Annotated in this window: 11 protein-coding genes; 6 read left to right on the top strand and 5 right to left on the bottom strand. The window is 47.5% G+C overall.

Features of this window, described 5'->3' with window-relative positions; all coding sequences use genetic code 11:
• Position 1: 1 nt before the first annotated feature.
• Complete coding sequence (kefB, locus tag DBX26_RS13900; protein WP_118119519.1) at positions 2-1,798, bottom strand: glutathione-regulated potassium-efflux system protein KefB; 1,797 nt, start codon at positions 1,796-1,798, stop codon at positions 2-4.
• The gene (gene kefG / locus DBX26_RS13905; protein ID WP_014233183.1) at positions 1,782-2,378 is read right to left on the bottom strand and encodes a glutathione-regulated potassium-efflux system ancillary protein KefG; all 597 of its coding nucleotides are present in this window, start codon (positions 2,376-2,378) and stop codon (positions 1,782-1,784) included. The genes kefB and kefG overlap by 17 nt, the downstream gene beginning before the upstream one ends.
• A 175-nt stretch (positions 2,379-2,553) precedes the next feature.
• Here kefG and DBX26_RS13910 point away from each other — a divergent pair, with 175 nt between their 5' ends.
• The 6 genes from DBX26_RS13910 to crp all read left to right on the top strand — a co-directional run bounded on the left by DBX26_RS13910 (position 2,554) and on the right by crp (position 8,314).
• Positions 2,554-4,473 carry an ABC transporter ATP-binding protein gene (locus DBX26_RS13910; protein WP_065297703.1) on the top strand — a complete coding sequence of 640 codons (1,920 nt, stop codon included), beginning with the start codon at positions 2,554-2,556 and terminating at the stop codon, positions 4,471-4,473.
• Complete coding sequence (locus DBX26_RS13915; RefSeq protein WP_014233185.1) at positions 4,470-4,958, top strand: TIGR02444 family protein; 489 nt, start codon at positions 4,470-4,472, stop codon at positions 4,956-4,958. Before DBX26_RS13910 ends, DBX26_RS13915 begins: the two co-directional genes overlap by 4 nt.
• A 168-nt stretch (positions 4,959-5,126) precedes the next feature.
• Positions 5,127-6,134 carry a hydrolase gene (locus DBX26_RS13920; RefSeq protein ID WP_065297459.1) on the top strand — a complete coding sequence of 336 codons (1,008 nt, stop codon included), beginning with the start codon at positions 5,127-5,129 and terminating at the stop codon, positions 6,132-6,134.
• An 87-nt stretch (positions 6,135-6,221) separates the two neighbouring features.
• Positions 6,222-6,434, top strand: a complete 213-nt coding sequence (locus DBX26_RS13925; RefSeq protein WP_014233187.1) for a YheU family protein — start codon at positions 6,222-6,224, stop codon at positions 6,432-6,434.
• A gap of 137 nt (positions 6,435-6,571) precedes the next feature.
• Entirely contained in the window at positions 6,572-7,441 is an 870-nt protein-coding gene (locus DBX26_RS13930) for a phosphoribulokinase (RefSeq protein WP_014233188.1), read from the top strand.
• A 240-nt stretch (positions 7,442-7,681) separates the two neighbouring features.
• Positions 7,682-8,314 carry a cAMP-activated global transcriptional regulator CRP gene (crp, locus tag DBX26_RS13935; protein ID WP_005381432.1) on the top strand — a complete coding sequence of 211 codons (633 nt, stop codon included), beginning with the start codon at positions 7,682-7,684 and terminating at the stop codon, positions 8,312-8,314.
• A gap of 100 nt (positions 8,315-8,414) precedes the next feature.
• On the opposite strand, the gene DBX26_RS13940 is transcribed toward crp, so the two are convergent.
• From DBX26_RS13940 to astA, 3 genes are all read right to left on the bottom strand, one after another.
• The gene (locus tag DBX26_RS13940) at positions 8,415-9,206 is read right to left on the bottom strand and encodes a DUF1338 domain-containing protein (protein WP_118119521.1); all 792 of its coding nucleotides are present in this window, start codon (positions 9,204-9,206) and stop codon (positions 8,415-8,417) included.
• A gap of 223 nt (positions 9,207-9,429) precedes the next feature.
• On the bottom strand, positions 9,430-10,887 hold the full coding sequence (gene astD / locus DBX26_RS13945; RefSeq protein WP_118119523.1) for a succinylglutamate-semialdehyde dehydrogenase: 1,458 nt from the start codon (positions 10,885-10,887) through the stop codon (positions 9,430-9,432).
• A gap of 28 nt (positions 10,888-10,915) precedes the next feature.
• Positions 10,916-11,935, bottom strand: a complete 1,020-nt coding sequence (gene astA, locus DBX26_RS13950; protein WP_014233191.1) for an arginine N-succinyltransferase — start codon at positions 11,933-11,935, stop codon at positions 10,916-10,918.
• Positions 11,936-12,018 lie beyond the last annotated feature (83 nt).

Consider the following 12,018-nt stretch of genomic DNA (forward strand, 5'->3'; position numbering starts at 1 on the left):
ACTACTTCCAATGATTGGGCGACTGATGATCGCTTTCCATTTCACGACCAAAAATTTCTTCTAGCTCTTTACGAGCTTCTTTCGCTCTTTGAGCGAGTTTCTTATCTTCACTGTGTTGAGGCAGTAAGTCTTTAAGCATAGCATTATCTAACTTGCGAAAATGTGCTTCTGCCCGCTTTGCTTGATATGGGTGCATGCCGAGTTCGACGAGCGTCTGACGACCAAGATCAAGTGCCCCTAAGAAGGTTTCACGCGAGTAGTTTTGCACTCCATGGCTCATCAGCTGGTAGGCTTCAACGCGGCTTCGAGCTCGGGCAAGTAATTTAAGCTTAGGAAAATGTGCCCGGCAGATGTCGACGATCGCCATGACTTCATCTGGCGAATCAGTACAAATCACCAAGGCTTCCGCTTTATCCGCGCCAGCTGCGCGCAACAAATCGATCTGGGTTGCATCACCATAAAACACTTTGTAGCCATACTTACGTAACAGATGAATTTGGCTGGCATCACTTTCTAATACCGTCACTTTAATTTTGTTGGCATACATCAAACGCCCAACCACCTGACCGAAACGACCAAAACCCGCGATGATTACCCGTGGACGACGGTCGACCACATTGCTGGTGACGCTTTCCTCTTCTTGGTTAAGCGTATGTGCAAACCACTTCTTTTGTCCCATCAAAATGAGCGGTGTTGTCACCATCGATAAACTGACCACGACCAACAAAAACGCGACTTGCTGTTGAGTTAAGATGCCTTCCTGGCTCGCCGCTGTGAAAATCACGAACGCAAATTCCCCGCCCTGGCTCAAAATGGCCGCCATACGGCTACGTGCTTTTGTGCGAACACGGGCAGCACGCGCCAGTGCGTACAGAACCAACCCTTTCACCGATACCAATACCACAACTGCAGCAAGGATCTCCAAAGGTTGCAGAGCCAGTAAGCCAAGGTTTACCGCCATCCCAACTGCGATGAAAAACAACCCGAGTAGCAAACCTTTAAAAGGCTCGATAGCTATCTCTAACTCATGACGATATTCACTTTCCGCCAGTAGTACACCAGCCAGAAAGGTGCCAAGCGCCATCGATAAGCCCAGCTTTTGCATCACAACCGAAATGCCCAGAACAACCAATAAAGCTGCAACGGTAAATAGCTCACGTACCCCGCTCATGACAACAAATCGAAACAGAGGACGCAGCAAGAAGTGACCGCCAATCAATAACGCAATAACGCTGCCGAGCACCGTCAATACATCTAACCAATCTCCGCCAGTTTGTCCCCCGGCTAACAGAGGCAGTATGGCCAACATCGGGATGACGGCAATATCCTGAAACAGAAGAACTGCAAAGCCTGACTGCCCGGTCTCCGTGCCATTCAGCCCTTGCTCTTCAATCACTCTCAACGCAATAGCGGTTGAAGACAGCGCCAGTCCCATCCCAATCACCAGGCTCACTTGCATGCTCAGCCCGAACAAACTGACAACACTGCCGATCACAAATGTGGTCACCACAACCTGCGCTCCACCAAGTCCTAAAATCGGCCCTCGCATCTGCCACAGTTTTTTGGGATTCAATTCGAGGCCAATTAAGAACAGCAGCAATACGACCCCGAGCTCAGCAAAGTGCAAAATTGCATCTACATCACTGATCAGCCCTAATCCCCATGGGCCAATCAAGACGCCCGCTAATAGATAGCCCAGCACCGAGCCCAAACCAAGTCGCTGGGCAAGTGGTACGGCGATAACCGCAGCGGAAAGGAACACCACACTGCTTTGAAGAAACTCACTGGTGACTGCCATGCTGAACTCCCTGTTCGTTTGCTGCGTTCCAGTCTTTCAAAGGATCGCCCAACCATCGACGATACTGCTCCGCATGGTCATAACGCTCAATATCGGAGACATTACGTGACCAATACAGAACCAGAGGTTCCAGCCAATGCATTTGACACAGTGCCGCAGTCAACTCAAATGGCTGAAGAATCTGCTCTAACGGATATTTGTTGTAGCCTTTAGTACTGAATGCTTCCTCTTTGCCGCCCGTGGTGATCACACTGCGCCAGTATTTCCCTTTCAGAGCGCAACCATCGCCGAACGCAAATCCTTTACCAAGCACACGATCCAGCCACTCTTTTAACAAAGCAGGACAGGAATACATATAAAGAGGATGATGAAATACGATCACATCATGCGCCATCAGGAGCTCATGTTCGTGGCTAATATCAATAAAGAAGTCTGGATACGCACCATACAGATCGTGCACCGTTACGTGATCAAGCGATTGAATTCTCTTTATCATCACTTGATTGGCAATGGAGTTATAGGGTTCTGGGTGTGCATAGATAACCAGAACTCTTGGGGGGCTAGACGCTGTTACAGCCAAATGGTCGTCCTTGTGGTCATTTTTATCCGTTATCAAAATGTTATACGTTTTTGTGCAGCATAATGCAATTCGTGCGCAGAGATCGACTTTTAGCGCCAATACCCCTACTATTCACCGCTAGATAACGACCTTAGTGACAAAGCAACGCGCACTGCGCAAAGTGAATGACGACTCTATGATTACCTTTTCTGATATTCAGTTACTGCGTGGCGGTAAACCTCTTTTAGATCAAGCTTCTGCGACTATCCATCCCGGAGATAAAGTCGGCTTAGTGGGCAAAAATGGCTGTGGTAAGTCCACCCTGTTTGCTTTGCTAAAAGACGAACTGTCCATTGATGCCGGCTCGTTCAGCCAACCACAGCACTGGGAACTGGCATGGGTAGCACAGGAAACCCCGGCGCTGGAACGCAGTGCATTAGAGTATGTCATTGATGGCGACCGTGAATTTCGCGGCCTTGAACAGCAACTCGAAGCGGCTGAAGAGCAAGACAACGGTACTCTGGTTGCGGAAATTCACGGCAAAATCGAAACCATTGGTGGTTACAGCATTCGCGCCCGTGCAGCAGAGTTGCTTGATGGCTTAGGGTTCAGTCAGGAGCAGATGAGCTGGAGTCTGACTCAATTTTCTGGTGGTTGGCGTATGCGCCTTAACCTGGCTCAAGCGCTGCTTTGTCGCTCAGATTTACTATTGCTCGATGAGCCAACCAACCACTTGGATTTGGATGCGGTAATGTGGCTGGAACGCTGGCTACAAAACTACCCGGGTACGCTGATTCTGATCTCGCACGACCGTGATTTTCTCGATCCTATCGTTGGTCGCATCATTCACATCGAGAACCAGCAGCTCAATGAATACACTGGCAACTACTCGTCATTCGAAAACCAGCGCGCACAAAAAATGATTCTGCAGCAAGCTATGTACCAAAAGCAGCAGAAGCAGATGTCGCACATGCAAAGCTACATCGACCGATTCCGCTACAAAGCGTCCAAAGCACGTCAGGCGCAAAGCCGTATTAAAGCACTGGAACGCATGGAGAAAGTGCTACCGGCGCAGTTCGATAACCCGTTCAGTTTTGAATTCCGTGAACCTGCCGCTTTGCCAAATCCAATCATGATGATGGATGATGTCTCGGCAGGATACGATGACAACTTAATTCTGGAGAAAATCCGCCTTAACCTAGTTCCGGGCAGCCGCATCGGTCTACTTGGTCGTAACGGCGCGGGTAAATCAACGCTGATCAAATTACTATCTGGCGAGCTCAAAGCACAAGGCGGCGACCTGACCTACTCACAAGGCGTGAAGATTGGCTACTTCGCTCAGCACCAGCTTGAAACTCTCCACCCGGAAGAAACGCCGCTGCAACACATGATGCAAATCGCGCCGGATCAAACCGAGCAACAATTGCGTGATTATCTGGGTAGTTTTGGCTTCCAGGGTGATAAAGCGCTGGAGAAGGTCGCACCATTCTCTGGCGGTGAAAAAGCACGTTTGGTGTTGGCATTGATCGTTTGGCAGAAACCAAACCTGTTACTACTCGATGAACCAACCAACCACCTAGACTTAGACATGCGTCAGGCATTGACGTTGGCGTTGCAAACGTTCGAAGGCGCAATGGTGATCGTGTCGCACGACCGTTACCTGTTACGTGCAACGACAGATGACTTGTATCTCGTTCATGACCGCCAAGTTGCGCCATTTGATGGTGACTTAAATGACTACTACAAATGGCTAACAGAGCAACAAAGAGTTGAGCGTAAAGAGGCGCAGGCATCGCAACCCGCAAAGGACACCGCCAACAGTGCCTCTGCCAAAAAAGAGCAGAAGCGCCGAGAAGCCGAATTTCGTAAACAAACGGCACCAATTCGCAAAACGCTGACACAATTAGAAAATAAAATGGATAAGTTGGGTGCAGCACTAGCAAAAGCAGAAGAGCAATTGGCGGATAACTCACTGTATGAAGCCGAAAATAAAGCTAAACTAAATGAAGTGTTAGCGCTTCAATCATCGAGCAAATCAGAGCTCGAAGAAGTTGAGATGGAATGGATGTCTGTTCAGGAAGAGTTAGAGCAGATGGAGCTAGAGTTTAATCAATGACAAATAAGCACGCAGAATACACCCTTACCTTAGAGCATCTATGGCAATTCAGTTTGCAGTTTTATGGTGTCCGGGAAGTAAAAGAAGCGTGCTTGTCATTACAAAACAACTATCACGGCAACGTGAATCTGTTACTGCTGCTCCGATGGCTCGACGAGCAGCAGCTTATCTTCCAAGAAAAAGACTGGCATTTGGTTCAAAGCTGTCTAGGCCGAAGTGAGACCTTACTACACTCTTTTCGCGACCTTCGACGCCACCTCAAATCTCAAGTCAATGATGCATTGTATCGCGAAACACTGCAGTTTGAGCTTCAGCTAGAAAAACAGCAGCAATCCGATTTAGTCGACTGCATCAACTCGCTCAGCCTGATAAAAAACGACGGTGATCCTCTCACGCTCAGATATTGCCGTCAGTTAGGCGGTGAACATTTACAACAAGCTTTTGCTATCCCAGTGCCAAATATTCACCCGCCAAAGCATCCATAAATTGCAATAAACAACGTGGAATGCTGGTTCCTTGAACTGGCTCCGGTGACAACACTCTGAATCCTGCATCTTGAAGTCATTTAGGTATAAAGTACCTATAATATTTATAAAGGATTATATTAATAAGTTCTCCCATGGATGTTGGAGGACGCATAAGAGCAGTTAGGTATGACACAATTTTTAGCAGCCGCTGGGATGAAAAACCCGCACCTCCAGACCCTTCTACCACGCTTTATTCGTAAAAAAGCGTTGTTTGCCCCTGTCTGGCAAACGCTGGATACCACGGATGGCGATTTTCTCGATATCGCCTGGAGTGAAGATCCAAACAAAGAAACCGCTCAGCATAAACCTATTTTTATCCTGTTTCACGGCTTGGAAGGCTGCTTCTACAGCCCGTATGCCAACGGACTCATGAACGCGTTTGCTCAGTCTGGCTGGCTTTCGGTGATGATGCATTTTCGCGGCTGTAGCGGAAAGCCAAACAAAAAAGCCCGCGCTTATCACTCAGGAGAAGTGACAGACGCTCGCTTTTTCCTTGAACATCTTGAAAAGCAATTTCCGGACAACCCTAAAGTCGCCATTGGTATTTCCTTAGGGGGGAATATGCTGGCAAACTACTTAGCGCAATATCAAGATAACCCGATATTGAAAGCGGCAACGATTGTGTCTGCTCCTCTCGACTTAGCGGCTTGCGCTAACCGCATTGAACAGGGTTTTTCCAAGGTTTACCGCCGCTATTTGCTTTCATCTTTAAAACGGAACGCCTTACAAAAGCACACGTTACTCCATGGTGAGCTGGCACTCTCTTACAATTCAATCAAGCGTGTCACGCGCTTACAAGAGTTCGATGATTTGATCACCGCCCCTCTGCATGGGTTTAAAGATGCTCAAGACTATTACACCCAATGCTCTGGGCTGAGCAAGTTACAACAAATCAAACTGCCGACTCTGATCATTCACGCTAAGGATGACCCATTTATGACTGATGAGGTTATCCCTAAGTTTGTACTGCCCGCCAATATTGACTATCGCCTGTATGAGCACGGCGGCCATGTTGGTTTTATCTCAGGGTCTGCATTAAAGCCGAAGTTTTGGCTCGAAGAAGCGTTGCCATCCTATTACGAGAGTATCGCTGCGGATCACCTTTCTGCTGTATCGAAACGTAAGACACAGTAGACTTGGAGACGTTGGCCTTTAGCACTCAGTTTTTTGCTGCAAAGGTCAACAAATCCTACCCACTCGTCATAAAATTTTGAGGTATTTATGATCATTCCTTGGCAAGACATTGCGCCAGAAACACTGGAAAACCTGATTCGTGAATTTGTTCTGCGTGAAGGGACAGATTACGGCACGCTGGAAGTATCTCTGCAAGATAAGATCGACCAAGTTAAATTACAGTTAGAGAAAGGCGAAGCGGTTATCGTGTATTCCGAACTGCATGAAACGGTGGATATTCAATTAAAAGCAAAGTACTAGGTTCTTTTCCCCAAGCCCTTCACACTTTACCGTACCCCACCCGATGACAAGCCGTTGTTACGTGCTATAGTGGACCATCACTTGTGCAGTAGATGCCTGCTGCACTTAAAGGAAAGTAATTTTCGACAAGGTTTGTCATGTCAGCTAAACACCCAATTATTGCAGTTACCGGCTCATCCGGAGCCGGCACGACCACTACATCTGAAGCCTTCCGTAAGATGTTCAATATGATGAACGTCAAACCAGCCTGGGTTGAAGGTGACAGCTTCCATCGCTTTACTCGCCCGGAAATGGATATAGAAATTCGTAAAGCGCGCGAGCAAGGCAGACACATCAGCTACTTTGGTCCTCAGGCCAATGACTTTCCTGGCTTGGAAAAGTTTTTCCGCCAATATGGCGAAGAAGGTACTGGCAGCATACGTCGCTATCTGCACACCTTTGATGAAGCAGTACCGTATAACCAGATGCCAGGCACTTTCACACCGTGGCAAGACCTACCAGACAACAGCGACGTACTCTTCTATGAAGGGTTGCACGGTGGCGTGGTCGATGGTGAAGTGAATGTATCGCAACATGTCGATTTTCTGATTGGCATGGTACCGATTGTGAACTTGGAGTGGATTCAAAAATTCGTCCGGGATACACGTGACCGCGGCCACTCAAGAGAGGCCGTCATGGACTCCATCGTACGCTCGATGGATGACTATCTGAATTACATTACTCCGCAGTTTTCACGTACTCATATCAACTTTCAGCGCGTGCCAACCGTGGATACATCGAACCCACTCAACGCGAAAGGCATCCCGAGTCTGGATGAAAGTTTTGTCGTCATCCGACTACGTGGGATCAAGAATGTCGACTTCCCTTACCTGTTGGCCATGATTGACGGCTCGTTTATGTCACGTCACAACACGATAGTCGTGCCGGGCGGTAAGATGAGTTTTGCAATGGAGCTGATCGTGAGGCCTATCCTACAACAACTGATAGAAACAGGAAAAATTGGCTAAAAATCTCGCTTTCGGAGTGTTTACTTTTCATACCGTGATCATGTGCACAGTTTTGCGTACAAAATAGCAACCATGGCACGATTAAAATCAAGAAATCATCCTAGAAAAAGGATACTATTTCTTACCGAAACACAAGATAGCTTGCAGCATATAAAAAGTGCTCTTATTCTAGTAAGCCTGATTCAGGCTTAGCTAAAATATGGATAGCGCAAGCGTACCCTGCAGAGGAAGTGAGATATTATGGTTCTAGGTAAACCTCAAACCGACCCGACATTAGAGTGGTTTCTTTCACACTGTCACATTCATAAGTACCCTTCAAAGAGCACGCTGATTCACGCAGGTGAAAAAGCTGAAACCTTGTACTACATCGTTAAAGGTTCTGTTGCGGTTCTTATCAAAGACGAAGAAGGTAAGGAAATGATCCTTTCTTACCTAAACCAAGGAGACTTTATTGGTGAACTTGGTCTATTCGAGGAAGACCAAGAGCGCACAGCTTGGGTTCGAGCTAAATCTCCTTGCGAAGTTGCTGAGATTTCTTTCAAGAAATTCCGTCAGCTTATCCAAGTAAACCCAGACATCCTAATGCGTCTTTCTGCGCAGATGGCTCGTCGCCTTCAAGTAACCAGCCAAAAAGTGGGTGACCTAGCGTTCCTAGACGTAACTGGTCGTATCGCTCAGACGCTTCTGAACCTTGCAAAACAACCAGACGCGATGACTCACCCAGATGGCATGCAAATCAAGATCACTCGTCAAGAAATCGGTCAAATCGTTGGCTGTTCTCGTGAGACAGTTGGTCGTATCTTGAAGATGCTAGAAGAGCAGAATCTAATCTCTGCGCACGGTAAAACTATCGTAGTTTACGGTACTCGTTAATCTAAGATTCGAGTAACGCAAATAAAGAATAAAGCCACCAATGGCAACATTGGTGGCTTTTTATTTAGATCAGGAAAACGTATTGCTAGCCGAGAAGGCCTTAACCGTTAGTGCTCTCAAAGATTTTATCAGCCGAAGCTGCAACAAAACCCGGATAAAGCTCACCATTTTCCATTGGGTAGCGTTTCGCGAATTCGTAAAAACCACCCGGAATGATCTCAGAGCCTTCAGTAAAGTAAACCGGCACTTTATCTGCCATGGTTGAAGACTGTTCTAACAGGACTTCAGGCGAGCCTTTCACTTCTCCACCCGACTCGTTAATCACAAATCCTGCTTGGCGTAAGTGATCGTTCACTTGCTTCACTTCATCATGCTGATTCAGTTGATTTACACTGACCGTGAAGTGGTTAGCGCCGTATCCATGAGCCGCCAGCCAAGACGCGTATTCACTCTCTTTTGCCAAAATCTGGTAATCTGCAAAACTGAGATCCCATAAGCGGCCGCCATGTAAAAATGCGCTATCTGCGAGTTTATCTGCATCCACTTGTGCTGCCAGTTTAGCAACAATCGCTTGTAGCTCTGGCGAACACTCTTCTACTTTAAGCTCACTGATGAACACTTTAGGCTGTTTTGGGTCTGGGTGCTCGTAGTGCTTAGCGACAAGCTTTTTGCTTTCAAATACATAGTCACCACACGCCTTGTAACCAATCGCTAAAAATGGCTTCGCCAGCGTCTCAATGCCAAGAGGCTCAACATTGAATGTGCGCAGTGCAATATGGTCGTTAATCAAAGGCTCATCTTCTTGAAGAAGTTGATGAACTTTAGCAGCAGAGGGGCAAAGACGCTGAATGTAGTCTTGCCATAAAGATTCAAATAACACATCAGGGGTCATAACGGCTCCTTGTTACGAGATGTAGGGTAAGAATGTTGGCGGCTCGTTCACAGCGCTAACGCTGTCCAGAATAATGAACGAGCAGCCTAACCTGTGATGAAGTATCAGTCAGTCGTACACTCATTTTTAATTATTTTCATGCCGACCTCATTAAGACTCCATACTTTAATGATGCATCGGCAATCCGAGCCACGAAGTACCGCCGTGGCTCTATTGCTGAAACTTAAAGTTCTACACCTGGGCTCAATGTCGCAGGAAGCAGTGTTTCGCCACCTTCCATTGATGCCATTGGGTAAGCACAGTAGTCAGCCGCGTAGTATGCGCTTGGACGAAGGTTACCAGATGCACCAGGACCACCAAACGGCGCGTCACCACTTGCACCAGTCAACTGACGGTTGCGGTTTACGATACCTGCGCGGATGTGGTCAACAAAGTATTCCCACTCTTGGTCGTCGGTTGAAACCAAACCTGCTGAAAGACCAAAGCGAGTATCATTCGCCAGTTCCACTGCTTTTTCCAAGCCTTCGTAACGTACAACTTGCAGCAGTGGGCCGAAGTATTCTTCATCTGGCAACTCAGCGATATTCGTCACATCAATGATGCCCGGAGAAACAAACGCCGCTTCACCCGCTTTCGCTTCGATTAGGCTCTCTCCACCCAGTGACTGTAGGTTAGCTTGCGCATCAAGAATGAACTTCGCCGCTGCCACAGAAATTTGTGGTCCCATAAACGGTGCTGGTTCTGCAAATGGTTGGTCTACGCGAATCTTATTCGTCGCTTCAACCAATTTAGTAATCAATGCATCACCTTTTTCACCAAACGGTACGTACAGGCGACGTGCACAGGTACAACGCTGGCCAGCACTGATGAATGCAGATTGAATGATGGTGTAAACCGTTGCGTCTAGATCACCGTAGTTATCAGAGATAACCATTGGGTTGCTACCGCCCATTTCTAGCGCTAACATTTTGCCAGGTTGACCTGCAAATTGGCGGTGCAGAATGTGGCCAGTGTTTGCACTACCGGTAAATAGGACACCGTCGATGCCTTTCGCATCCGCTAGGGCAATACCAGTCTCTTTCGCACCTTGAACCAGGTTAATCACACCTTTAGGCAGACCTGCTTCTTCCCACAGTTTCATCGCCAGCTCGCCAGTCCAAGGCGTTTGCTCTGATGGCTTGAATACCACTGTATTACCAGCTAAAAGAGCAGGAACAATGTGGCCGTTTGGCAGGTGACCTGGGAAGTTGTAAGGGCCAAATACCGCCATCACGCCCAAAGGACGGTGACGCAGAACGATTTGGTTACCCGCCGCTTCACGCGTTGCTTCACCAGTACGCTCATGGTAAGCGCGGATTGAAATTGCGATCTTACCTGCCATTGCTGCCGCTTCTGTGCGGGTTTCCCAAATTGGTTTACCCGTTTCTTTCGCTATCACTTCAGCAATTTTTTCGCTGTTTTCTTTCACTTTTTCTGCAAACGCCAGCACGATGGCTTCGCGCTCTGCAAATGGACGATTTTTCCAGTCAACAAAAGCAGCACGAGCCGCCGTTACAGCTTGATTTACTTGCTCAGCCGTCGCACCTTTGCCGTGCCAAATCACTTCCTGATTGTATGGAGACAGTGACGTAAACTCTTCACCCTGACCCTGTACCCATTCACCTGCAATCCAATGTGTCATTGTTACTATCCTTAAATTTTGTCGTCTGTTACTGCGGTAGAAGGCGAACGAAGTCCCCTTCCTCGACTAAAAGTGCGTCGGCAAGTTCTGGTGCTAGTACAACACTCTGTGTTTCAGGGTCATACGCTGCTTTTGCTGCTGCGGCACGGAAGTTCTCGAATGATGCGTTACACATCAGGAAGTCTTGCGTGCTGTTATGCGCTGCGATTTTTACGCGAGCACGGAACGAATGGCGCACAGATTCAACATTGCGCAGATCGCACTCTACCGTTGGACCTGCATCGAAAATGTCGACGTAGCCACGGTTAGTAAATCCTTCACGCTCCAGAAGTTTGAGTGCCGGACGCGTTTTGTCATGCACCTGGCCAATCACCGCTTGTGCTTCTGGGCTGAGTAAGTTGATGTAGATTGGCAGCTTAGGCATTAAGTCCGCGATAAAGCCTTTCTTACCAATACCTGTCAGGTAGTCCGCAAGAGTGAAGTCAATCGAGAAGAAGTGTTCTTGTAACCACTGCCAGAATGGAGAATTACCATTTGCATCAGAGACACCACGCATCTCAGCAAAAATGGTTTCAGAGAAACGCTCTGGGTGCTCTGCCATCATTAAGAAACGGCATTTAGACATCAGGCGACCATTCAGACCCTGGCGGAATTTCTCACGCAAGAAAAGAGTACAGATTTCGCTGTTACCCGTGTAGTTATTACCAAACGTCAGCAACTTCACTACATTATTCACGCCTAACTTAGGCGATGAGTGAACGACTTTACTGATGTGGTAAGAGTAGAAAGGTACATCCCAACCAATAGATGCTTCGATTCCGGTCGTACCTGCAACTTCACCCGTTTCAGAGTCAAAGCCGACCATTAGGTAGCCTTCATCACCCGGCTCATTTACGTCCGGTTTGCTAAAGCTGTACTCTGAATGTTTGATTCGATTGGTTAACAGTTCTTCGTTAACCGGTAGAGATGTAAATCCGTGACCAGACTCAACCGCACAAGTGTGCAGCGAATCATAATCCGACATCGCGATAGGGCGAACTACTAGCATCAATACTCCCTCCAGATGCAAGAAAATCCTAATAAACCTTAACCAGGGATAAGAAAGTCGTAACAACTTCAACTTTCATTTCG

It is taken from the genome of Vibrio sp. dhg, assembly GCF_003443775.1.
Lineage (GTDB): Bacteria > Pseudomonadota > Gammaproteobacteria > Enterobacterales > Vibrionaceae > Vibrio > Vibrio natriegens.